Origin of the sequence: Agrobacterium sp. a22-2, assembly GCF_012276985.1 — a bacterium.
GTDB lineage: Bacteria > Pseudomonadota > Alphaproteobacteria > Rhizobiales > Rhizobiaceae > Allorhizobium.
Window position 1 is genome coordinate 116,916 of sequence record NZ_JAAXMM010000008.1, and the last position, 21,293, is coordinate 138,208.

The 21,293-nt window shown below is 62.0% G+C and carries 24 protein-coding genes and 1 pseudogene; 12 read left to right on the forward strand and 13 right to left on the reverse strand.

Annotated features, from left to right (window positions below; genetic code table 11):
- The first annotated feature begins 84 nt into the window (after window positions 1–84).
- Together HFC70_RS14040 and HFC70_RS14045 are read left to right on the forward strand one after the other, a co-directional pair.
- Window positions 85–672 carry a hypothetical protein gene (locus HFC70_RS14040; protein ID WP_168473886.1) on the forward strand — a complete coding sequence of 196 codons (588 nt, stop codon included), beginning with the start codon at window positions 85–87 and terminating at the stop codon, window positions 670–672.
- Window positions 673–780: 108 nt separating this feature from the next.
- Window positions 781–1,035: a hypothetical protein gene (locus HFC70_RS14045; RefSeq protein WP_246735788.1), complete on the forward strand. Its 255-nt coding sequence runs from the start codon at window positions 781–783 to the stop codon at window positions 1,033–1,035.
- A gap of 104 nt (window positions 1,036–1,139) precedes the next feature.
- On the opposite strand, the gene HFC70_RS26995 is transcribed toward HFC70_RS14045, so the two are convergent.
- The 8 genes and pseudogenes from HFC70_RS26995 to bla form a co-directional block, all read right to left on the reverse strand.
- Window positions 1,140–1,313, reverse strand: coding sequence for a YegP family protein (locus HFC70_RS26995; RefSeq protein ID WP_368669660.1), 174 nt, complete (start codon window positions 1,311–1,313; stop codon window positions 1,140–1,142).
- A gap of 51 nt (window positions 1,314–1,364) precedes the next feature.
- Window positions 1,365–1,517 (reverse strand): annotated as a pseudogene (locus HFC70_RS27000) (YegP family protein); the annotation flags it as partial.
- Window positions 1,518–1,607: 90 nt separating this feature from the next.
- A complete protein-coding gene (locus tag HFC70_RS14055; RefSeq protein ID WP_168473889.1) occupies window positions 1,608–1,907 on the reverse strand; it encodes a CcdB family protein in 300 nt (99 codons plus the stop codon).
- Complete coding sequence (locus tag HFC70_RS14060; protein ID WP_168473890.1) at window positions 1,907–2,137, reverse strand: type II toxin-antitoxin system CcdA family antitoxin; 231 nt, start codon at window positions 2,135–2,137, stop codon at window positions 1,907–1,909. Before HFC70_RS14060 ends, HFC70_RS14055 begins: the two co-directional genes overlap by 1 nt.
- A gap of 143 nt (window positions 2,138–2,280) precedes the next feature.
- Window positions 2,281–4,107: a translation elongation factor 4 gene (gene lepA / locus HFC70_RS14065; protein WP_168473891.1), complete on the reverse strand. Its 1,827-nt coding sequence runs from the start codon at window positions 4,105–4,107 to the stop codon at window positions 2,281–2,283.
- Between the two features lie 138 nt (window positions 4,108–4,245).
- Window positions 4,246–5,760: an MJ1477/TM1410 family putative glycoside hydrolase gene (locus tag HFC70_RS14070; RefSeq protein ID WP_168473892.1), complete on the reverse strand. Its 1,515-nt coding sequence runs from the start codon at window positions 5,758–5,760 to the stop codon at window positions 4,246–4,248.
- 154 nt (window positions 5,761–5,914) lie between these two features.
- Entirely contained in the window at window positions 5,915–7,174 is a 1,260-nt protein-coding gene (locus tag HFC70_RS14075) for an MFS transporter (RefSeq protein WP_168473893.1), read from the reverse strand.
- Between the two features lie 186 nt (window positions 7,175–7,360).
- The gene (gene bla, locus HFC70_RS14080) at window positions 7,361–8,260 is read right to left on the reverse strand and encodes a class A beta-lactamase (protein ID WP_168473894.1); all 900 of its coding nucleotides are present in this window, start codon (window positions 8,258–8,260) and stop codon (window positions 7,361–7,363) included.
- 158 nt (window positions 8,261–8,418) lie between these two features.
- Here bla and HFC70_RS14085 point away from each other — a divergent pair, with 158 nt between their 5' ends.
- Window positions 8,419–9,312 (forward strand): LysR family transcriptional regulator, encoded by an 894-nt coding sequence (locus HFC70_RS14085; protein WP_168473895.1) that lies wholly within the window; start codon window positions 8,419–8,421, stop codon window positions 9,310–9,312.
- Between the two features lie 33 nt (window positions 9,313–9,345).
- On the opposite strand, the gene ftsZ is transcribed toward HFC70_RS14085, so the two are convergent.
- On the reverse strand, window positions 9,346–10,311 hold the full coding sequence (ftsZ, locus tag HFC70_RS14090; RefSeq protein ID WP_168473896.1) for a cell division protein FtsZ: 966 nt from the start codon (window positions 10,309–10,311) through the stop codon (window positions 9,346–9,348).
- Between the two features lie 232 nt (window positions 10,312–10,543).
- Here ftsZ and HFC70_RS14095 point away from each other — a divergent pair, with 232 nt between their 5' ends.
- The 4 genes from HFC70_RS14095 to HFC70_RS14110 all read left to right on the forward strand — a co-directional run bounded on the left by HFC70_RS14095 (window position 10,544) and on the right by HFC70_RS14110 (window position 13,949).
- Window positions 10,544–11,122 carry a helix-turn-helix domain-containing protein gene (locus HFC70_RS14095; RefSeq protein ID WP_168474025.1) on the forward strand — a complete coding sequence of 193 codons (579 nt, stop codon included), beginning with the start codon at window positions 10,544–10,546 and terminating at the stop codon, window positions 11,120–11,122.
- A gap of 30 nt (window positions 11,123–11,152) precedes the next feature.
- A complete protein-coding gene (locus HFC70_RS14100) occupies window positions 11,153–11,671 on the forward strand; it encodes a GNAT family N-acetyltransferase (protein WP_168473897.1) in 519 nt (172 codons plus the stop codon).
- Between the two features lie 118 nt (window positions 11,672–11,789).
- A complete protein-coding gene (locus tag HFC70_RS14105; protein WP_168473898.1) occupies window positions 11,790–12,815 on the forward strand; it encodes a histone deacetylase family protein in 1,026 nt (341 codons plus the stop codon).
- A gap of 72 nt (window positions 12,816–12,887) precedes the next feature.
- On the forward strand, window positions 12,888–13,949 hold the full coding sequence (locus HFC70_RS14110; protein WP_210259270.1) for a MerR family transcriptional regulator: 1,062 nt from the start codon (window positions 12,888–12,890) through the stop codon (window positions 13,947–13,949).
- 55 nt (window positions 13,950–14,004) lie between these two features.
- On the opposite strand, the gene HFC70_RS14115 is transcribed toward HFC70_RS14110, so the two are convergent.
- Window positions 14,005–15,111 carry a TRAP transporter substrate-binding protein gene (locus tag HFC70_RS14115; RefSeq protein ID WP_168473899.1) on the reverse strand — a complete coding sequence of 369 codons (1,107 nt, stop codon included), beginning with the start codon at window positions 15,109–15,111 and terminating at the stop codon, window positions 14,005–14,007.
- A gap of 160 nt (window positions 15,112–15,271) precedes the next feature.
- Window positions 15,272–15,739 (reverse strand): group III truncated hemoglobin, encoded by a 468-nt coding sequence (locus HFC70_RS14120; RefSeq protein ID WP_168473900.1) that lies wholly within the window; start codon window positions 15,737–15,739, stop codon window positions 15,272–15,274.
- A gap of 199 nt (window positions 15,740–15,938) precedes the next feature.
- Between HFC70_RS14120 and mbfA the strand changes: the two genes are divergently transcribed.
- Window positions 15,939–16,922 carry an iron exporter MbfA gene (mbfA, locus tag HFC70_RS14125; protein WP_168473901.1) on the forward strand — a complete coding sequence of 328 codons (984 nt, stop codon included), beginning with the start codon at window positions 15,939–15,941 and terminating at the stop codon, window positions 16,920–16,922.
- A 23-nt stretch (window positions 16,923–16,945) separates the two neighbouring features.
- On the opposite strand, the gene HFC70_RS14130 is transcribed toward mbfA, so the two are convergent.
- Together HFC70_RS14130 and HFC70_RS14135 are read right to left on the reverse strand one after the other, a co-directional pair.
- Window positions 16,946–17,488, reverse strand: coding sequence for a transglutaminase-like cysteine peptidase (locus HFC70_RS14130; RefSeq protein WP_246735803.1), 543 nt, complete (start codon window positions 17,486–17,488; stop codon window positions 16,946–16,948).
- Window positions 17,489–17,672: 184 nt separating this feature from the next.
- Window positions 17,673–18,476: a carboxylesterase gene (locus HFC70_RS14135; RefSeq protein ID WP_168473902.1), complete on the reverse strand. Its 804-nt coding sequence runs from the start codon at window positions 18,474–18,476 to the stop codon at window positions 17,673–17,675.
- 182 nt (window positions 18,477–18,658) lie between these two features.
- On the opposite strand from HFC70_RS14135, the gene infC reads away from it, so the two are divergent.
- From infC to pheS, 4 genes are all read left to right on the forward strand, one after another.
- Window positions 18,659–19,195, forward strand: coding sequence for a translation initiation factor IF-3 (gene infC / locus HFC70_RS14140; protein WP_168474028.1), 537 nt, complete (start codon window positions 18,659–18,661; stop codon window positions 19,193–19,195).
- 226 nt (window positions 19,196–19,421) lie between these two features.
- Complete coding sequence (rpmI, locus tag HFC70_RS14145; protein ID WP_054151415.1) at window positions 19,422–19,625, forward strand: 50S ribosomal protein L35; 204 nt, start codon at window positions 19,422–19,424, stop codon at window positions 19,623–19,625.
- A 37-nt stretch (window positions 19,626–19,662) separates the two neighbouring features.
- Entirely contained in the window at window positions 19,663–20,067 is a 405-nt protein-coding gene (gene rplT, locus HFC70_RS14150) for a 50S ribosomal protein L20 (protein WP_168473903.1), read from the forward strand.
- A gap of 128 nt (window positions 20,068–20,195) precedes the next feature.
- Window positions 20,196–21,281, forward strand: coding sequence for a phenylalanine--tRNA ligase subunit alpha (gene pheS, locus HFC70_RS14155; protein ID WP_168473904.1), 1,086 nt, complete (start codon window positions 20,196–20,198; stop codon window positions 21,279–21,281).
- The last annotated feature ends 12 nt before the right edge of the window (window positions 21,282–21,293 follow it).

A 21,293-nucleotide genomic window follows, 5' to 3' on the forward strand; every position in this document is an offset into this window, starting at 1 on the left:
ATCGCTGCAACGCTTGACCAAGATCAAGACGGGTCATCCTCCAGTCGCTATGGTGGCCCCGCGACGGACGAATGGAGATCACGCGTGGATATTGCCGGCTTCACCCTTGCCACCTTGTTGTTATTGCTCACACCGGGGCCGACCAACACGCTTCTGGCCATTGCCGGCGGCGCGCGGGGCTTCAGGGCCTCTGCGCCGCTGATCGCCGCGGAAATCGGCGGCTATCTGGTGACGATCACACCGGTCGCCCTGTTTGCCGCAGCCCTTTTGTCGGATCAGCCTCTGGTGGGCAGCGTCTTGAAGCTCGGCTCGGCGGCCTGGGTGCTGTTTCTGGCGGTCAAGCTCTGGATCCTGCCGGCCGAGGGATCGCTGACACAGGCCTCTGCTGGCTTCGTCACCTTCCGTCGCGTGTTTGTCACCACCGTGCTCAATCCGAAAGCGTTGATCATCGGCCTGGTCTTCATGCCGCATAGCGGACCCCAGATCGTATTCCCCTATCTGGCGTTGTTCTCACTCATGGTGGTGCTGGTGGCGAGCTTCTGGCTGACGGCGGGCGCCACGCTGCTTCGCGCTGCCCGTCATCGTCATCCGACGCTGGTCTATCGCCTGGCAGCGACCATCCTGTTCGGCTTCTCGACCATGCTGGCCGGCAGCTCGCTGGGATTGATTTGAGCCACGCCTATTGTCATGGAACTAATCGCCCACAGGCGCGTTTTTGTACCATCCAAGGAGGAGAACACCATGGCCTACGATCCGAATTCCAGTCTGAATCGCCCCGATTTGCAGACGTCCCCCCCGGTACCGCCGCGCAAGAGCATGACCCCGTGGTTCGCTCTTGCCGCCGTGGTGGTTGCGGGTGTCGTCGTGTGGTCGCTGATGAGCGGACCCTCGACGGACCCGGCAACGACGTCCGCCACGCCGCCAGCCGCGACTGAGACTGCGCCGACGGTCCAGCCGACCACGCCCGCTCCAGCAACGCCGCCTGCCACCGGTACGGCTCCGGCCACGCCGAACTCGGGCACGACACAGCCATAAGCAGGCCTATCCAATAAAAATAGCCGCTCGCCAACAAGGCGAGCGGCTTTTTGTCATGCCGGATCTAACGGGCGGCGGTGGGGTTTCCTGGCGCCTGCCAAGCCTCAGCTCGTGGCAGCGCTATCGTCTTCGACGGGCGCGTCCGGCGCGTTCTTCTTGACTGATTCGACGCAGTTCTTGGCGCTGGCCTTGGAGGCATAGGTCTCCGAGCGCACCATGGTTTCACCGTTCGAGGCCTTGAAGCGCACGAAATGCTGGCCGTCCTTGCTCTCGACGATTTCGAAACGGTAGCCCGACCCGGTCTCGTCCTTGCTGAGATCGACCGTCGCAGCACCCGGCGCGTTCTTCTTGATCGATTCGACGCAATTCTTGGCGCTGGCCTTGGCGGCATAGTTTTCCGACCAGACCATTACTTCGGCGTTGTAAACGAACTGAACGCGGAACTCGCCCTTTTCGGTCTTTAGGATCTTGAACTTGTGCATGCCGTCTCCCTTTCGCGAAATGCCAGCGCCTTTTGCGCTTGTGATTGCATTCGAATGCTAGCGCGACCGGCGACGCTCGGCAAGCGGGGCTCAAAAACCCTGGAAGAGGAAATCCGTAGCAGCGGTGATCTCGTCGGATCGGGAGGAAAGGTCGGCGATGGACGGGCCGATTTCGGCGATTGGGATCGATCCCATGCGCTGGGTCGCCATGACGAACATCTGGCCGTCGATCATGAAGCGTGGGGTGAGGCGCGCCATGACCCAGGGAAGATCGGTGACAGGATAAAGCGGCGCCATGACGCGGGATGGCAGGTCGTCGAGAAAATCTGATTGCAGATCAACAGCCAGCAGGCCTTCGGACTTGAGCCGATAGACCCGGAAGCGTGCCATCAGAACTGCCGATATTTGGCGAAGGGCAGGCCATGCTTGGCCACGTAGTCTTTCTCCGCCTGAATCGCCTCGGCATTCTCGATTTTCCAGCGCCGTTCCTTCTCCGCCTTCACCGCACGCGCGATGCCGTCCTCGGCCGCGTTTGCTACGTCGAGGCCGAGCGCCGTCGCCTCAGTGATCAGCGCATCATCAAGAGGAAGTTCAGTTGCCTTTCGGACCTTCGGGCTCATGACAATCTCCATTGGGATGGCCAAGTATAGCGCACCTTGCAAAGAGGGGCAAAGTCCCCCCACGGAGCGCTGCATGCAGAAACGAAGCAGCGCAGATTCTCTCTGATCACGGATAATAAAAAAGAGGCCCGAAGGCCTCTTGATCACTCGTCGCTCATCTTCAGCGCCGCGATGAACGCCTCCTGGGGAATATCAACCTTGCCGAACTGGCGCATGCGCTTCTTGCCGGCCTTCTGCTTGTCGAGCAGCTTGCGCTTGCGAGTGGCGTCGCCGCCGTAGCACTTGGCCGTGACGTCCTTGCGCATGGCCGAGATCGTCTCGCGGGCAATCACGTTGCCGCCGATGGCCGCCTGGATCGGGATCTTGAACATGTGCCGCGGGATCAGGTCCTTCAGCTTCTCGCACATGTCGCGGCCGCGCTTTTCGGCAGCCGAGCGGTGGACGAGCATCGAGAGCGCGTCGACCGGCTCGCCATTGACCATGATCGACATCTTCACGAGATTGCCTTCGCGATAGCCGTCGAGATGATAGTCGAACGAGGCATAGCCCTTGGAGATCGACTTCAGGCGGTCGTAGAAATCGAACACCACTTCGTTGAGCGGCAGTTCATAGGTCAGCATGGCACGCTTGCCGACATAGGTCAGTTCCGTCTGGACACCGCGGCGGTCCTGGCAGAGCTTCAGGATGCCGCCGAGATAGTCGTCAGGCGTCAGGATCGTCGCCTTGATCCACGGCTCTTGGATTTCGGAGATCTTCACCACGTCGGGCATGTCGGCCGGATTGTGCAGCTCACGCTCCGTACCGTCGGTCATCGTCAGCTTGTAGACAACGCTTGGCGCGGTGGCGATCAGATCGAGATCGAATTCGCGCTCCAGCCGCTCCTGGATGATTTCCAGATGCAACAGGCCGAGGAAGCCGCAGCGGAAGCCGAAGCCGAGTGCCGCGGACGATTCCATTTCGAACGAGAAGGAGGCGTCGTTGAGCCGCAGCTTGCCCATGGCAGCGCGCAGATCCTCGAAATCGGCGGCATCGACCGGGAACAGGCCGCAGAATACCACCGGCTGGGCCGGCTTGAAGCCCGGCAAGGCATGGGCCGTCGGCTTCTTGTCTTCAGTAATCGTATCGCCGACGCGCGTGTCGGCCACTTCCTTGATCGAGCCGGTGAAGAAGCCGATCTCGCCGGGGCCAAGGCTGTCGACGGCCAGCATCTTGGGCGTCAGCACGCCGACGCGTTCGACCTGGTATTTGGCATCGGTGCCCATCATGCGGATGGTCTGGCCCTTGGTCAGCACGCCGTCGAGAATGCGCACCAGAACCATGACGCCGAGATAGGTGTCGTACCAGCTGTCGACCAGCAGCGCCTTCAGCGGGCCTTTTTCGCCCATTTCGCTCTTGGGCGCCGGCAATTGGTGGACGATGGCTTCCAGGACGTCGGGAATGCCGAGGCCCGTCTTGGCCGAAATCAGCACGGCCTGGGAGGCGTCGATGCCGATCACTTCCTCGATCTGCTCGCGGATGCGGTCGGGTTCTGCAGCCGGCAGGTCGATCTTGTTCAAAACCGTGACGATCTCGTGGTTGTTGTCGATCGCCTGATAGACATTGGCGAGCGTCTGCGCTTCCACGCCCTGGCTGGCGTCGACGACCAGCAGCGAGCCTTCGCAGGCCGACAGCGACCGCGATACTTCATAGGCGAAGTCGACATGGCCGGGTGTGTCGATCAGGTTGAGGATATAGGTCTCGCCATTGTTGGCCTTGTAGTGCAGACGCACCGTCTGGGCCTTGATGGTGATGCCGCGCTCGCGCTCAATATCCATCGAGTCCAGCACCTGTTCCGACATGTCGCGCTCGGCCAGGCCGCCGGTCGTCTGGATCAGCCGGTCGGCCAGCGTCGACTTGCCGTGGTCGATATGTGCCACGATCGAGAAGTTGCGGATATGGTCAAGGGGCGTGCGGGTCGGATTTGTGCTCATGCGCCCGCATACAATGGAACCTCCCAAACTGCAAAGAATTTTACCGATAACGCCCGCCGAAATGCAATGAATGCCGGCTGTCTGCCCTCAAGGGCAAGGCAAAAGCCGACCCGCCTGTCAATGATCGGGTGCCCGTTCTCAGAAGATCAGGAAATCACCCGCCGTCAGTTTGAGGTGCGCGTCGAGTTCGGCAATCTGCACTGCCGCACCCGCGCCGGAGCCGTCTGCGTCGTAGAACAGATCACCCGTCTTGGCGTTGTAGACGATCCGATCGCCTGCATCGGCGGCCTTTGTGCCGATGACGAAGGCAGACGCCTTCAGGGATCCGACGGGCAGTCGGGCAAAGATATCGTGGTCCAGCAGAAGCCTGTCGTCGGTGACGCTGAAGTCGGTCACCGTATCGATATTCGTCGTGCCGGGTTTGGTATCGAAGATGAACTGGTCCTTGCCGCCCCCGCCGGTCAGCGTGTCTTTTCCTGCGCCGCCGTAAACCTTGTCGTTGCCGTTCCCGCCGGACAGGGTGTCTTTGCCGACACTGCCCCACAGCCGATCGTCTCCATCGCGGCCGAAGAGGATGTCATTGCCGCCGCGCCCGGAAATCCTGTCATTCCCGGCCAGGCCATCGATTCGGTCGGCAAGCGTCGAGCCTCGCAACACATCCGCCTGCGTCGTGGGGCGGATATAGGCGGGGTCGCCGTCATAGGTGCCGACCAGACGGTCGAGATCGCGTTCGGGGGCGGCGAACGGAATGAAGCCGTCAGCGAGCACCATCTCGTTGAACGCCGCGACGCGATTGCTGCCGCTGATATAGTCCACGACGAAGACCGGGATGCCCTTGTCGACGAAATCGCGCTTCAGCACGGCGATCGTCTCTTCGTCGGGCCGCAGCGCATTGTTCTCGTCCTTGTCGCCGCGATAGTAGAGATCCTCGACGGCGATGCCGCCGATGGCATTGAGATAGGCCCGTTTGCGCGCTGTGTCGGTGCCGAGATCGTCGAGAATCCAGGCGCCGTTCTGCGGAATGACGAAAAAGTCCGGATTGGTCTCGCGCGCATGCTCCGTCATGGCCACCACGAAATCGACCATGCGCTGGGCCGCCTGTTTGGCATTGGCCGGATCGCCGGCCTGACGGTCGGCCGGCCTGACCTCGGCGCCCCAGAAATAATAGGCGTCGATGATATCCAGATAGGCGGCATCGAAGCCGGCCTTGACGATGGCGTCGAGATCCCCGGTTTTCTGGTCGTTGAACATCGTGTCCTGCCAGTCCTGGTCCCAGTAGCGCACCTTGCGCGATTCCGGCCAGTCGGGATTGAGAGGTCCCAGCCAGTCCGGCGCCTCGTCGGTCAATCGGCCGGTGGCCTTGCCGGTCGTCGTCCAGTCGCTGTCCCAGTAATCGCGGAAATCCGAGGCCTCGCCGATCGAGATGTAGGACACGACTACGGATCGCCCGCCCATGCCGTCCTTCATGCGGGTCACTTCGTTTTCCGTAAAGCGACCGGCATTGGTGCCGTCTCGCGAGGCATCGACGACGAGCAGATCATGGGTCGCGGAAACCAGCAAGCTGACGTTCTGCGGGGCGCCGTTCAGCCCCTGCAACTGATAGCCCCAGGTCTCGACGGTGACCACGCCGGTGGAGGTCTTGAACTTGAGCATGGGCGGCCCCGCTTTCCTGTGTCAGGCAAAGTGAATAGACGATTTCCCTGCGTGAGGGATAGCCAGACTATGCCAACAGCCTAAACGAACTCTTGTCCGGATCCGCAGAAGCGCAAAACTCCGGCATGGATTTGCGGCGGATACGGCGCCGGTGTTACGGAGTGGTGTCGCCAGCCTTGTCGTCTTCCACCAGGGCGCCGGCATTCGGTACCTGGGCGCTCATCAGTTCAAAACCTTCGCCCTGGCCAGGCAGGGATTCCGGTCGTCCGTAAAGCCGGAAGGCCACGAACCCGGCATAGGCGAGCGACACCGCCATGGCCGCATAGATGAAGGTCTGCGGTCCGAACACCGGCGTCAGCAGCGTAATGCTGAGCGGGATGACGGTCGCGGCCGTCGACCAGGCGACCAACAGGGTCGAGGACAGCGAGACGAAATCGCCGGGCTCCGTGCGGTCATTGGCATGGGCATTGGCGATCGAATAGACCGTTTCGACCGATCCGGCAAAGATCGCAAAGACCAGCATCAGCAACGGCAACCGGCTGAAGGGGACGCCAAGGGCGACGACGGAAATCACCGCGATGATCAGGCAGGTTGCGATCAGTACGATGCGCCGGTCGATGCGGTCCGACAGGGTGCCCATCGGGTACTGGATGGCGATCAGCCCGAACTGCATGACGAACATCAAAAGCGCGACGTCTTTCTGGCTGGCGCCGTCGGCGGCGGCATAGATCGGCGTAAAGCCCTGAACCGCCATCGACAGCCCCCCGGCGGCCAGCACGCCGACCAGGCCGACGGGCGAGTTCCTCCAGGCGAGCCGAAGGTCGATGCTGACCCTGGCCGGCGCCGGCGGGGTCGGCAGGCGTGTCAGGCCGATCGGCAGGATGGCGAGCGCCGTGAAGGCGACGGTGATCAGCGGCGCGATATTGCCGGCGGCCGGGATTTCACCGAACAGCCAGGCGCCGAAACCCATGCCGAACACATAGGCCATATAGAAAGTCGACATGGCCTTGCCGCGCCAGGAATTGGCGGCGGCATGATTGAGCCAGCTCTGCGAGATGATGAAATTGGCATTGCCGGCACAACCATAGAGGCCGCGGGCAAAGACCCAGGCCAGCGGATGCACGCCAAAGGCGATGATCACGGCCGCCAGAATGACCAGCGCCATCGAGCAGGCAAACAGCCGGGCATGGCCGACGCGGCGGATCAGCGGTCCCGCAATCACGCAGCCGATCAGCCCGCCGAGAGCCACCGCGGTTACCGCCGCACCGGAAATCCAGGTCGGTGCCTTCTCGGTCGCCAGCACGAAAGGGACATAGGCGAACATCATGCCGTTGCCGATCGCAACTGCCGTCATGGAGGCGACGATGCTGACGATGGAGAGCGGCGATGCCGGCTTGGACGCGGTGTCGGCCATCGGGATTGCTTTCAAAGGTATGGAGGGTTCGCGGAATACGGCGAATCGGCTGAGAAAGCGTCAGTCTATCCGATCAGGGGTTATGGAAAAGAGCGGCCAGCGACCAAACTCATGTCGCAGGCAGCGCATGTAAAACCCGGTGGCACGAGCCCGCCCGCCGCGCCGCCGGGGCAGAGAGAGGCCGGATCAGCCCTCCAGCGCCGCGACCATCGTGCGGGCGATTTCGGCCATGGCCGCATTGCGGTCGTCCATGGTGGCCTTGGTTTCGGTAATGTAGACCGCGACGAAGATCGGCTTGCGCTCCGGCGGCCAGAGGACGGCAATGTCATTGGCGGTGCCGAGCCGGCCGCTGCCGGTTTTGTCGCCCACCACCCAGTCGCGCGGCAGACCGGCCCGGAGTTTGCCTGCGCCCGTTGTATTGGCGATCATCCAGGCCGACAGTTGCTGGCGTGACTGCGGGGTCAGGGCATCGCCCGTGACAAGCGTTTGCAGGGTTTTGGCCATGGCGGCCGGCGTCGTGGTGTCGCGCGGATCGCCGGGCTTGGCTTCGTTGAGTTCAGGCTCCCATCGGTCGAGCCGCGTTGTTTTATCGCCGATCGACCGAAGAAACCGGGTGAAGCCCTCCGGCCCGCCAAGGCTCTTGAGGATGAGGTTGGCGGCAGTATTGTCGCTGAGGGTCACAGCCGCCGCGCAAAGCTCCCCCATGGTCATGAAACCGCCAATCCGTTTTTCCGCGGCGGGCGCATGGGCGATGATATCGTCGGCGCTGATCTTGATGCGGCGCTCAAGATCTTCCTGGCCGGCATCGACCCGGGCCAGGACCGCGGCGCTGGCAATCGCCTTGAAGGTACTGCACATCGGGAAACGTTCGTCGCCGCGATGGCTCCATTGCCGGCCGGTTTCCATATCGAGGATAGCGACGCCGAGACGGGCGGCGATGCGGCGCTCGATCTCCTGCAGCGTCGCGGCCATGGGGTTTTCAGCCGCGATTGCTTCAGTGGCAAGACCGGCCGGCGTCAGGGCTCCGGCTGCAAAAAGCGAGCCGGCGGCCATGGAAAAACGCCGCCGTGTCACGATGATGGACATGGTCAATCCCTATTCTTCTTTGGGCTGGAAGCCTCGTGTTTCGATCCGGGCCAAGGGAAGACTGTCGATCCCAGGCCCTGAGATCAGAATACGGGCGGTTGCCGGCGCGGCACAAACCACGATATCTGGGAGGACGCATAAGAAAAACTAGGGCATCCATGGTCAGGCCATATCTTCCGCTCAATGCGCTCAGGGCTTTCGAAGCCTCGGCCCGGCACCTGAGTTTTACCCGCGCCGCCATCGAGCTCTGCGTCACGCAGGCCGCCATCAGTCATCAGGTCAAGGCGCTGGAGAGCCGGCTGAATGTGGTGCTGTTCAAGCGCCTGCCGCGCGGACTGATGATCACCGCCGAGGGCGAGGCGCTGCTGCCGGTGCTGCGCGATTCCTTCGACCGCATGGCGGATATGCTGGAGCGCTTCGAGGGCGGCCATATCCGCGACGTGCTGATGATCGGCGCAGTCGGCACCTTTGCCGTCGGCTGGCTATTGCCGCGCCTGCCGGATTTTCAGGAGAAATACCCGTTCATCGACCTGCGCCTGTCGACCAACAACAACCGCGTCGACATGGCGGCAGAGGGGCTCGACTTCGCCATCCGCTTCGGCAATGGCGCTTGGCACAGTACGGAGGCGATCCGCCTGTTCGAAGCGCCGCTGTCCGTTCTGTGCATTCCAAGTATTGCCGATCAGTTGCGCGAGCCGGCGGATCTGATGAGCCAGACCCTGCTGCGCTCCTACCGGCGCGACGAATGGATCAACTGGTTTGCTGAAGCCGGCATCGCCTATCCGGCCAGCCTGCTGAAGGGCGTCGTCTTCGATTCCACGCTGGCCATGATGGAGGCGGCGCTGCAGGGCGCCGGCGTGGCGCTGGCGCCACCGATGATGTTTGCCCGCCTGCTTTCGTCGGGGGCCGTCACGCAGCCGTTCGAACTCAGCACCTCGATGGGAAGCTATTGGCTGACGCGCCTGAAATCGGCCACGCCGACGCCGGCCATGCTGGCCTTTGAGGACTGGATCCTGTGCCAGGCGGATCCCTTGAAAGCGGCGATCGCTTAAGGATCGCCGCATCTGTTGTCGATCAGGTGACGTTTAGCGCTCGCCGAGCCCGGTAGCCACCACCGAGACCCGGAACATGCCGTCGAGCCGCTTGTCGAAGATTGCGCCGACCACGATATCCGCATCGTCATAGACTTCGTCGCGAATGCGGGCGGCGGCCTCGTCGACCTCGAACAGCGTCATGTCCATGCCGCCGGAAATCGAGATCAGCACGCCGCGTGCGCCGCGCATCGACACCTCGTCGAGCAGTGGATTGGCGATCGCGGCTTCGGCGGCCCGCATGGCCCGGCCTTCGCCGGTTGCCTCGCCGGTGCCCATCATCGCACGGCCCATGCCCTTCATCACCGATTTGACATCGGCGAAGTCGAGATTGATCAGTCCTTCCTGGACGATCAGGTCGGTGATGCAGCTGACGCCCGAATAGAGCACCCGGTCGGCGATCACGAAGGCATCGGCAAAGGTGGTTTTGGCGTCGGCAATGCGAAATAGGTTCTGGTTCGGAATGACGATGACCGTATCGGCTGCTTCGCGAAGCCGCTCGATGCCTTCCTCCGCCGCCTTCATGCGGCGCTGGCCTTCGAACGTGAAGGGTTTCGTCACCACCCCGACCGTGAGGATGCCGGCCTCGCGGGCAGCGCGTGCGATCACGGGTGCTGCACCGGTGCCTGTGCCGCCGCCCATGCCGGCCGTCACGAAGCACATATGCGTGCCGGCCAGATGGTCCATCACTTCATGCAGCGATTCCTCGGCAGCCGCCCGGCCGGTGTCGGGTATCGAACCGGCGCCTAGGCCCTCGGTCATTTCCGCGCCGAGCTGGATGATTCGCGAGGCCTTCGACATGGTCAGCGCCTGGGCATCGGTGTTTGCCGCAACAAATTCCGCGCCTTCCAGGCCTTCGGCGATCATGTTGTTGACCGCATTGCCGCCACCGCCGCCAACGCCGATCACGGTGATCTTTGGCCGCATTTCCTCGATTTTTGGTCTCTTTACTTCGTTCATGCCACTCTCCTTGGGCAATTGACGCCGGTTCCAGCCTGGGTCTTCGGGACGGCATTCTGTGAGGGAGCCGCATGCGAATCATGCCTTGCCATCTGGCACGGGAAAAAGGCCGGGAATGGGCGGAAGTGCAAGAGGGCAATTCCGGATAAAATCCCCGCCCCCCACAATAGGATTTCGCAAGGCGTTGCGATAGTCTCTTGACTCCATCATTGTATCCGTAAATTCTATGATAATGGAAATCGCCGAAGACCATATCAGCCGGAACATCGCGGCCCAGCTCAAGTCCCTGCGCACGGCGCAGTCTATGACGATCGAGGATCTGGCCGATCTCTCGGGCGTCAGTCGGGCGATGATCTCGCGCATCGAACGTTCGCAGGCCAGCCCGACGGCAGCGTTGCTGGCAAGGCTATGCTCGGCGCTCGGTCTGTCGCTATCGGCCTTTTTCGAGGAGACCGAGACGGCGGGTGCGCCCTTGGCCAGGCGCGAAACCCAGGCCCTGTGGCGCGATCCGGAGACCGGCTATCGCCGCCGCTCCGTATCGCCGCCCGGCACCGGCGCGCGGGTCGATGTCGTCGAGGTCGAGTTTCCGCCGGGCGCCACGGTGCGCTTTGCCGCCCAGCCTGCCAGCCGCAACCAGTGGCAGCATGTCTGGCTGTTCGAGGGCGAGATGGACCTGATGGTCGGGGATAAGACCTATCGGCTCACCCCCGGCGATTGCCTGCACATGAACATCGGCGACGTGCATTCCTTCCACAATCCCGCCACCTCGCCCGCCCGCTATGCCGTGATCATCGATCTCGGCGGCCGGTAAGTGCTTCTTTGTTTGCCCCATGGAGTTTTCATGACGACCATCCGCCTGCTCACCGAAGCCGAAACCCTGAAAGCACTGCCCGATCTCTGCGAGATCCTGTCCGATTGCGTCAATGATGGCGCCTCGGTCGGCTTCATGGAACCCTACCAGCCGTCGGATGCCAAACCGTTCTGGCAGGGCGTGGCGCGGGCCGTGGGTACCGGTAATGTGCTGCTGATCGTGGCGGAGATTGAGGGCCGTGTGGTCGGCACCGTGCAGGTCGGGTTTGCGGCCATGCCCAACCAGCCGCACCGCGCCGATATCAAGAAACTGCTGGTGCATACGGACAATCGCGGCCTCGGTCTGGCGCGCAAGCTGATGGCGTTTGCCGAACGCGAAGCGGCCCGTAATCGCAAGACACTGTTGGTGCTCGACACAGCGACCGGCGAGCCGGCCGAAGCGATCTATGAGAAGCTCGGCTGGATCCGGGCCGGCATCGTGCCGGATTATGCGCTGTTTCCCGACGGCCGCTTCTGCGACACGACGATCTTCTACAAGCGGATCGCCTGACCTCGGGCGTCGCGATTTTTGGTCGTCCGACCGAAATCTGGCTGTCGCAATCTTGTAAAGCCGATCGCTTCGACGCTACCTTTCCCAGATCGATATCGGCCCGGGAAAGTGAAACTTCATGCGCGTATTCTATTCGGAAGACCACAAGCTCAGGGATGCCAAGACGGAGCTGCATGGCGGGCTGCTGGTCAAGCCGTTCGAAGGACCGTTCCGCGCCGAATGGATTCTGGAGGCGGTTCGCAAGGCCGGCTTTGCCGATGTCGTACCGCCCGCCGATCACGGGCTCGCCACGGCCTTGAAGATCCACGATGCCGGCTATCTGGAATTCCTGCACACCTGCTGGGAGCGGTGGGTGGCGCAGGGTTTCGAGGGCGAAGCCATTCCCACCGCCTTTGCCTATCGCCGCTCGCGCCAACGGGTCCCCAACAATATCGACGGGGCTGTCGGCTATTACGCCAATTCGGTCGAAACCTCGATTTCCAAGGGCACCTATGAAGCCGCCTTGTCGTCGATGAATGTCGCGCTCTCGGGCGCCGACTGGCTGAACGCCGGCAACCGCTTCGCCTTCTCGCTCTGCCGCCCGCCGGGCCATCATGCCGGCTTCGACCTGTTCGGCGGCTATTGTTTCATCAATAACGCAGCCGTTGCCGCCGAGCGCCTGCTGGAGCATGGCGCCGCCAAGGTCGCCATCCTCGATGTCGATTTCCACCACGGCAATGGCACGCAGGACATCACCTACCGGCGCAACGATATCTTCTTCGCTTCGTTGCATGGCGATCCGCTCGACGCCTTTCCTTACTTCCTCGGTTATGCCGACGAGACCGGCGAGGGCAGGGGCGAGGGCTGCAACGTCAACTACCCGATGCCGGCCGGCACCCCCTGGGATGTCTGGTCCGCAGCCCTTGCCGACGCACTCGCCCGCATCAAGACCTACGGAGCAGAGGTGATCGTCGTCTCGCTCGGCGTCGATACGTTCGAGGAAGACCCGATCAGCTTCTTCAAGCTGAAGACGCCGGATTTCCGGCGCATGGGCGAGATGATCGCGGCCAGCGGCCTGCCCATCCTCACCTGTATGGAAGGCGGCTACGGCGTGCCGCAGATCGGCCTGAATGTCGCCAATGTACTGGAGGGGCTGGAAGGGTGAAATAAGAGGCTTGACCCGGACCTAGGGGCAGCCTCGATAGAGCTGGGCACCAACAACCAGCGAGGTGATTCCATGACCATGCCTGATCAATTTCTCAACCCGGCTGATGCGGCCCGAAAGCTGGGGGTGTCCGCCAAGGCCTTGCGCCTCTATGAGCGTCGCGGCTTGATCTCGCCGTTGCGCACCGCTGCCGGATGGCGTGTTTATGGGCCTGAAGAGATGCGCCGTGCGGGTGAGATTGCCGCGTTGCGAGGCTTGGGGCTGAGCCTTGCCCAGGTCGCGCGCGTGCTGGGTGGTGAGGCGGCAAGTCTGGAAACGGCGCTTGCAAACCGCCAGGCTGCGCTGGAACTGGAGATGCGATCGCTGGCGCAAACGGTCGAGAGGATCCGTGCGGTCAGAGGCGATCTGGCCGAAGGAAAAGCTCCCTCAGTTGCCGAACTCAAGGGGTTGACGCGTCGGGCCGCTGAGATCGACGTCGCCTTCGGTCTGCCCTGGCCCTGGGGCGGAGAGCATTTCGAATTGCGCGGGCTTCCTCGGCTCACCTACATCATCGGTCCGCTGGGAAGCGGCAAGACGAGACTGGCTCGCGCCATTGCCACGTCCCTGGATGGTGCGCGTTTCCTCGGATTGGAGCGGCTGACGGACGGCACGACCGAAGCGCAATTGCGGTGCGATCCGGAGTTAGAGGCACGCGTCGAGCACGCCAGCGCCTGGTTGGTGGAGGACGGGGCAACGCCCTCTCCGGCGCTGACCGCGCTATTGGTGGCACTGGAGGCAAAAGGGCCGCCGACGCTGGTGATCGATATGGTGGAGCAGGGGCTTGATGCCGCCTCGCAGGAGGCATTTGCTGCCTATCTGCGCCGGCGCGGCGTCAGCGGACCGCGGCTCTTGATGCTGACGCGCTCCTCCTCGATCCTCGATCTTGCGGCGCTGGGCGCTGATGAAGCGATCATTCTCTGCCCGGCCAATCACAGCCCGCCGACGCGCGTGGCACCCTATCCCGGTGCGCCCGGTTATGAAGCGGTTGCCACATGCCTTGCGTCGCCCGACGTCCGGGCACGAACGGAAGGCGTCGTGGCGCGGTGGACCGAGGTGACTTCCGGAGCAGGCACATCGTCTGCCTTGGCGCAGTAAAACGCCCCGGACATGGCTGGCCGGGGCGGTTTCAATCGTTCGACTGTGATGAGGTTTACAGCGTGCCGGCGCGCTGCTGCATCATCATGTAGGTGTCGAAGCTGTATTCGGCGACCTGGGCCCAGAGATAGGCATCCTGCTTGAAGGCCTGCTGGCTGTCGTAGATCTTCTTGAAGGCCGGGTTGCTGGCGCTGAGCTCGGCATAAGTCTCGACCGCTGCCTTGTGGCAGGCGTCGAGGATGTCCGAGTTGAACGGCCGCAATTGTGCGCCTTCGGCCACCAGCGTGCGCAGGGCACTGGCATTGGCCGCGTCGTAGCGGGCGAGCATGCGGGCATTGGCCGCCGCGCAGGCGTCGGTCAGCATGCGCTTGTAGCTTTCCGGCAGGGCGTTGAACTTCTCCAGATTGAAGAAGGCGTGGACGGCCGGGCCGCCTTCCCACCAGGCCGGGTAATAGTAGTACTTCGCGACCTTATAGAAGCCGAGCTTCAGATCGTCATAGGGGCCGACGAATTCGGTGGCGTCGATGGTGCCTTTTTCGAGCGCCGGATAGACGTCCGAGCCGGCGATCTGCTGCGGCGTCACGCCGACCTTGGCCATGACTTCGCCGGCCAGGCCCGCGATGCGCATCTTCAGGCCCTTGAGGTCGTCGATCGTGTTGATTTCCTTGCGGAACCAGCCACCCATCTGCGCGCCTGTATTGCCGGCCGGCAGGGCGTAGAGATTATATCCGGCGAGAAATTCGTTAATCAGGTCCGTGCCGCCGCCGGCGGTGAACCAGGAATTGGTCATGCGGGCATTGAGACCGAACGGAATGGCGGTGCCGAGCGCAAAGGCCTTGTCCTTGCCGATATAGTAGTAGCTGCAGGTATGGGCCATTTCGACTGTGCCGGACTGAACGGCGTCGGCAGCCTGCAGCGGCGGCACGATTTCGCCGGCGGCGTAGGTCTGAATGGTGAAGTTGCCGCCGGAGGCTTCGGATACGCTCTTGGCAATATCTGTCGCGGCGCCGAAAATGATATCCAGGCTTTTCGGAAAAGAAGACGTCAGGCGCCAGGAGACCTTCGGGTTTTCCTGGGCGATGGCCGGGGCGGCCAATGCGACGGTGGCGGCAGCGCCGAGACCGGTTGTGCCAGCTTTCTTGAAGAATGAACGACGATTCATGACTTTTACCTTGGGTTATGTCCTCTGGATGCGCCTGCGGCTCCGGCGCGGGTCTAACCATGGCAAAAGGCAGGATGCAACCTAAAACGCGATAACATTTCGTCGCAGCGGCTGCCGCTTGGCGAAAATTGCGCACGATTCCGGGTCCGCAGCTCAAAAATTACGACGGCCGGCGGGCCGGGTCGTCGAGGGCAGGGTTGTAGAACAGGGCGAGGACGAGGCTCTTGGCGATCCGCTCGGCCGAGGTCATGAACCAGGCCTTGGCCTGTGGTGTTGGGGCGATGTCGTCCAGCGTTGCGGCAAACAGCGCCAGCCACTCGGTAAACAATCCTTCTTCCAAGCCTGCCACGCCGTGATGGGCCTGAACGGGCTTGCCGCCATAGGCGCCGCTCTTGAAGGCAATCGCCGACCAGAAGCTCTTCATCTTGGCGAGATGGGCCGGCCAGCGCCCGGCAAGCCGCGCGTCGAACACCGGTCCCAGCCGTTCATGGGCCTGGATCCGGCCATAAAAGGTCTCGACAAGCCGGTCGATAAAGGCCTGATCAACGCCGATTTGCGCCATATCAGCCTCGGCCCGAAGGCGGATGCCCTCCATATGGGCCGCTCGGCCGGACAGGTCTGCAACCATGGCTTCTGCTCCTTGCGCTTCCGTCCCAGATCATCCGGGCGCGTTCAGCTTTGATCGAGAACGGCCTATCGGTCAAATGGGCGATACCGTCGGGATTTACCAGTGCAGGCACAAGCGTCATGGCGACGCAGGACGTTGCGCAGCCTTGACCGGTGACGGGCGTCCGCATAAATTAGAATAATTCTAAACGGAGAATATCATGTTTCGCCACTTCCTTCCATCTTCGAAACGACCGTTCAAGAGCCTGAGCGAACAGGAAATCCTCGGCCTTGCAATCTCGTCCGAGGAAGATGATGCGCGCATCTATCTGGCCTATGCCGATCAACTGCGGGCACAATACCCCCAATCGGCCAAGGTTTTCGAGGATATGGCCGAGGTCGAGCACACCCATCGCAATATGCTGATCGACATGCATCGCCAGCGCTTCGGTGAGCGTATTCCGCTGGTGCGCCGTGAGCATGTACGGGATTTCTACGATCGCAAGCCCGATTGGTTGCGCGCCAACCAGACTCTCGACCAGATCCGCGCCGAAGCGGAATCCATGGAGAAGGGGGCTTTCCGCTTCTACACCGAGGCGGCGCGCATGACCACGGATGCCTCGACGCGCAAGCTACTGGGCGATCTGGCGCTGGCCGAGCAGGGCCACGAGGAAATTGCCCAGATGCTGGGCGACAAGCACACCCCGGAAGATGTCAAGGCCGAGGAGAGCGAAACGGCGCGACGGCAATTCGTGCTGACCTATGTGCAGCCCGGTCTGGCGGGGCTGATGGACGGATCGGTCTCGACGCTGGCGCCGATCTTTGCCGCCGCCTTTGCCACCGGCGACACTTGGCAGACCTTCCTGGTCGGCCTGTCGGCCTCCGTTGGCGCCGGCATCTCCATGGGCTTTACGGAAGCCGCCCATGACGATGGAAAACTGTCGGGTCGTGGTTCGCCGATCAAGCGGGGTCTTGCCTCCGGCATCATGACGGCACTGGGCGGCCTTGGCCACGCCTTGCCTTACCTGATCCCGCATTTCTGGACGGCAACGGCAACGGCGGCAGTCGTCGTCTTCATCGAACTCTGGGCCATCGCCTTCATCCAGAACCGCTACATGGACACGCCATTCCTGCGCGCCGCCATGCAGGTGGTTCTGGGCGGCTCGCTGGTGCTCGCAGCCGGCATCCTGATCGGCAACGGCTGATCAGGACTTGCTGGAAAACCGGATCACTTCAAAGCACCGACCAGAACGTCGCGGCCGTTCTCGATGGTGACCCAGCGGCCGCTATCGAAGCTCGCCTGGCGCTTGAGATAGGTATAGGGCGTGTCTGCCCACAGCTTCACGTCGTCGACCAGATTGTCGAGGATGAAGTCGCCCTGAGAGGTCCGCAACGTCAACACGGCATGGCCCTCGCCATCCGGCTTGCGCACGACGGTGATCAGCAGGTCGGCGGGCGAAAAGCCGGCTTCCATCAGCTTTTTGCGCTTCAACAGGACGAAGTCTTCGCAATCGCCGACCTCGGTCGGATAGGCCCAGACCTCTTCGCGGCCGAAGATTTCGCGGTCCGTCATCGGAATGATGGCCCTGTTGACGTCGCCGTTGATGACCTGAACCATGGTCCAGCCATGCGGCGTCAGTCGCGGTGCCGGCTGCAACTTGGTGCGAACGGCGCATTCGTCTTTATACACGCGGCAGAATTCGTAATGGCCGATAGGCTGCGACGTCACGCTGCCCGTCGCCATGGCCTGTGGTCCATTTTGCGCCGACATTGCGCCTGTCTCGGGCGCAAAAAGCGCAAATCCGGCCAGCACCAAAGCCAGCACGCGTGACCTGTTCATCATGAACTCGTCCCCTATATCCTTAACAAAGAGTTAAGATCTATCGGGGGTGAGAGTCAATCTTCGGCGTGCCGGGGCACCGTTCAATTGTCCGCTATGGTTAAGATGCGACCGATCAGGCCAAGGCGAGCGCCGTGATCGCGGCCCGCATCCGCTCGATATCCTGCGGTCGCGAGAGGCGATGATCGCCATCGCGAATGAGCGTCAGGGTCACGTCGTTGACCGGCAGGTGCTCCATCAGTTTCAAGGCATGGGCGAACGGCACATCTCTGTCCATCATGCCCTGCAGGATATGCACGGGGCAGCCGGTATCGATGATTCCGGTGAGAACGCGGTTTTGTCGACCGTCCTCGATCAGCGCACGCGTGAAAATATTGGGATCGGAACTATATTCGGACGGCTCTTCGAAGTATCCGCGCTCCTCGAGCGAGGCGCGTTCGACGGCGGTCAGATGCGGTTCGATCAGGTCGCAGGTAAAATCGGGTGCGGGGGCGATCAGCACCAGGCCGGCCACTTCGGGTCCCGTGCCGCGTCGTTTCAACTCCTGGATCAGTCGCAGCGCCACCCAGCCGCCCATGGAGGACCCGACGAGCACGACGCGCTTGGGACCTGCATGATCAAGCACGGCCATGGCCTCCTCCAGCCAGCGCGAAATGGTGCCAAGCCGGAATTCGCCGCCCGACACGCCATGGCCGGAGTAATCAAAGCGGATCGACGCGCAGCCGAGCTCTGCGGCAAGCGCCTCCATCTCGACCGCCTTGGTGCCGCTCATGTCCGACCGGTAGCCGCCGAGCCACATCAGAGCCGGACGGCTCTGCGCCGACGTGTCCGCGCGCAGCAGTACGGCGATCTCCCGGCTTTCGGCATTTTCGCCGACGGAAATGAAGTTCGGCGGCGTTTCGGATGGATTTGCGGACATATGGCACTCCGATAGGGGACGATTTTTATAAAACAGATTCGTTCGAGTACGCACAGCAGGTGATTTTTTCAAATAGACATGCTATTGACTACGCCGCAGCAATAGCCACATTGCCGGAAAATTGCCTAAGTCAGGGCCGCCGACCCTTGCGGCCATTCGAAACAGTTGAGGAGAATACGACCATTCGCAGACCTTTCAAAGCCGACGCCCCCACCAAGGACGGGCCGCGCTCCAACCGGGAAATCAGAATTCCCAGAGTCCAGCTTATCGATGCAGAAGGCCAGAATATCGGTGTGATCGCGACCGACGAGGCCCTGAAAATGGCCGAGGACGCGGGCCTGGATCTGGTTGAAATCTCGCCGAATGCTGAGCCGCCGGTTTGCAAGATCCTGGACCTGGGCAAGCTGAAATACGCCACCCAGAAAAAGGCCGCCGAAGCCCGCAAGAAGCAGAAGATCGTCGAAGTCAAAGAAATCAAGATGCGTCCCAATATCGACACCCACGACTACGAGGTGAAGATGAAGGCGATGAACCGCTTCTTCGAAGACGGCGACAAGGTCAAGGTCACGTTGAAGTTCCGTGGTCGCGAAATGGCGCACCAGGAACTCGGCATGAAGCTGCTGCTGCAGGTCAAGGAAGACACGGTAGAAATTGCCAAGGTGGAAGCCGAGCCCAAGCTCGAAGGCCGCCAGATGATGATGGTGCTGGCGCCCAAGTGACGCCAGTATGCTCTTCGCAGGTCGACTTTTGTCGCCGGCGATTGGGCAGTGACCCGGAGCGCCTGCCTTTCGGGGCAAGATTCCCGCGATACCCGTTGCGCTTTTAACCGACTGCGGTTATAAGCGCCCGTCCGAACGGTCCGGCAGGGCATGCCGTGGCCGTTCTTTATGCTTGAAAACGGGCATTCGTCTGCCTGTTTCGATACAAGAAAAATGGAGTAGCAAAATGCCCAAGATGAAGACGAAATCGGCTGCCAAGAAGCGGTTCAAGATCACCGCGACCGGCAAAGTCCTCGCAGCCGCCGCTGGCAAGCGCCACGGCATGATCAAGCGGTCCAACAAGTTCATTCGTGACGCTCGCGGCACGATGGTTCTCGCCGAACCGGATGGCAAGAAGGTCATCAAGAACTACCTGCCCAACGGTCTCTGAGACTCAAGGCTTTTTGGATCATTAAGGAGATCATGACATGGCACGCGTAAAACGTGGCGTAACTTCCCGCGCCAAGCACAACAAAGTATTCAAGGCAGCCAAGGGTTTCTACGGCCGCCGCAAGAACACCATCCGGGCCGCCAAGGCTGCCGTGGATCGTTCGAAGGCATTCGCCTACCGCGACCGCAAGGTCAACAAGCGCAACTTCCGCGCTCTGTGGATCCAGCGTATCAACGCGGCTGTCCGCGAACACGGCCTGACCTACGGCCGTTTCATCGACGGCCTGAACAAGTCCGGCATCGAAGTCGACCGCAAGGTCCTGTCGGACATGGCCATCCATGAGCCGGAAGCTTTCGGCGCCCTGGTGGCTGCCTCCAAGAAGGCTCTCGTGTATCTCAAGGATGCCGGCACCGCCAACGAGTTTGAAACCGCTGTAAGGTAATCAGCGCGTCCCAAACTGAATTTGGTATTGGGAAACCCGCGCTGGGAGAACTGGCGCGGGTTTTTTCATTGCAGCGTCATGAGCCGGGCATTAGATCCGGTTGCGGAACAAGGGCAGGAAAGACGAACATGTCCGATCTGGATCAATTGAAGACGGCGCTCCTCGCCGACATTACGGCAGCGGCGGATGAAGCGGGCATCGAAGCGGTTCGCGTCGCCGCTCTCGGCAAGAAGGGCTCGGTCTCCGAACTCCTGAAGACGCTGGGCACGATGAGCGCCGAAGAGCGCCAGACCCGAGGTGCCGCCATCAACGCGCTGAAGACCGAGATCACCGACGTGATTACGGAGCGCAAGGCGGACCTCAAGGATGCCGCGATCACCGCGCGCCTGAAAGCCGAGACGCTGGATGTCAGCCTGCCGGTTCGCTCCTCGCCGGCCGAGCGCGGCCGCATCCACCCGATCAGCCAGATCGTCGATGAGATCACCGCCATCTTCGCCGACATGGGCTTCTCGATCGCCGAAGGCCCGGATATCGAGACCGATTATTACAATTTCACCGCGCTGAATTTCCCGGAGGGCCATCCCGCCCGCGAGATGCACGACACGTTCTTCCTGGCCCCTGACGAAAACGGCGAGCGCAAGGTGCTGCGCACCCATACCTCGCCTGTGCAGGTGCGCACCATGGAAGCGCAGAAGCCGCCGATCCGCATTGTCATTCCCGGCAAGACCTATCGCCAGGACAGTGACGCCACCCATTCGCCGATGTTCCACCAGGTCGAAGGTCTGGTCATCGACAAGACGGCCAATGTCGGCCATCTGCGCTGGATTCTGGAGGAGTTCTGCAAGGCCTTCTTCGAGGTCGACAATGTCGTGATGCGCTTCCGCCCGTCCTTCTTCCCGTTTACCGAACCGAGCTTCGAGGTCGACATCCAGTGCGATCGCTCGTCAGGCCCGATCGTCAAGTTCGGCGAAGGCACCGACTGGATGGAAATCCTCGGCTGCGGCATGGTGCATCCGAACGTCCTGCGCGCCGGCGGCCTCGACCCCGACGAATACCAGGGCTTTGCCTGGGGCATGGGCCTCGACCGCATCGCCATGCTGAAATACGGCATGCCGGATCTCCGCGATTTCTTCAACGCCGATGTCCGCTGGATGAGCCACTACGGTTTCCGTCCGCTCGACATGCCGACCTTGTTCGGCGGCTTGAGCGCGTAAGGAGTATAAAGA

Bases quoted from the DNA above. Each gene is read 5' to 3' on its own strand.
- HFC70_RS14055 (WP_168473889.1), bottom strand. From the start codon at position 1,907: ATGGCACGCTTCCGGGTCTATCGGCTCAAGTCCGAAGGCCTGCTGGCT.
- HFC70_RS14060 (WP_168473890.1), bottom strand. From the start codon at position 2,137: ATGAGCCCGAAGGTCCGAAAGGCAACTGAACTTCCTCTTGATGATGCG.
- lepA (WP_168473891.1), bottom strand. From the start codon at position 4,107: ATGAGCACAAATCCGACCCGCACGCCCCTTGACCATATCCGCAACTTC.
- HFC70_RS14070 (WP_168473892.1), bottom strand. From the start codon at position 5,760: ATGCTCAAGTTCAAGACCTCCACCGGCGTGGTCACCGTCGAGACCTGG.
- HFC70_RS14075 (WP_168473893.1), bottom strand. From the start codon at position 7,174: ATGGCCGACACCGCGTCCAAGCCGGCATCGCCGCTCTCCATCGTCAGC.
- bla (WP_168473894.1), bottom strand. From the start codon at position 8,260: ATGTCCATCATCGTGACACGGCGGCGTTTTTCCATGGCCGCCGGCTCG.
- HFC70_RS14085 (WP_168473895.1), top strand. From the start codon at position 8,419: ATGGTCAGGCCATATCTTCCGCTCAATGCGCTCAGGGCTTTCGAAGCC.
- ftsZ (WP_168473896.1), bottom strand. From the start codon at position 10,311: ATGAACGAAGTAAAGAGACCAAAAATCGAGGAAATGCGGCCAAAGATC.
- HFC70_RS14095 (WP_168474025.1), top strand. From the start codon at position 10,544: ATGGAAATCGCCGAAGACCATATCAGCCGGAACATCGCGGCCCAGCTC.
- HFC70_RS14100 (WP_168473897.1), top strand. From the start codon at position 11,153: ATGACGACCATCCGCCTGCTCACCGAAGCCGAAACCCTGAAAGCACTG.
- HFC70_RS14105 (WP_168473898.1), top strand. From the start codon at position 11,790: ATGCGCGTATTCTATTCGGAAGACCACAAGCTCAGGGATGCCAAGACG.
- HFC70_RS14110 (WP_210259270.1), top strand. From the start codon at position 12,888: ATGACCATGCCTGATCAATTTCTCAACCCGGCTGATGCGGCCCGAAAG.
- HFC70_RS14115 (WP_168473899.1), bottom strand. From the start codon at position 15,111: ATGAATCGTCGTTCATTCTTCAAGAAAGCTGGCACAACCGGTCTCGGC.
- HFC70_RS14120 (WP_168473900.1), bottom strand. From the start codon at position 15,739: ATGGTTGCAGACCTGTCCGGCCGAGCGGCCCATATGGAGGGCATCCGC.
- mbfA (WP_168473901.1), top strand. From the start codon at position 15,939: ATGTTTCGCCACTTCCTTCCATCTTCGAAACGACCGTTCAAGAGCCTG.
- HFC70_RS14130 (WP_246735803.1), bottom strand. From the start codon at position 17,488: ATGTCGGCGCAAAATGGACCACAGGCCATGGCGACGGGCAGCGTGACG.
- HFC70_RS14135 (WP_168473902.1), bottom strand. From the start codon at position 18,476: ATGTCCGCAAATCCATCCGAAACGCCGCCGAACTTCATTTCCGTCGGC.
- rpmI (WP_054151415.1), top strand. From the start codon at position 19,422: ATGCCCAAGATGAAGACGAAATCGGCTGCCAAGAAGCGGTTCAAGATC.
- rplT (WP_168473903.1), top strand. From the start codon at position 19,663: ATGGCACGCGTAAAACGTGGCGTAACTTCCCGCGCCAAGCACAACAAA.
- pheS (WP_168473904.1), top strand. From the start codon at position 20,196: ATGTCCGATCTGGATCAATTGAAGACGGCGCTCCTCGCCGACATTACG.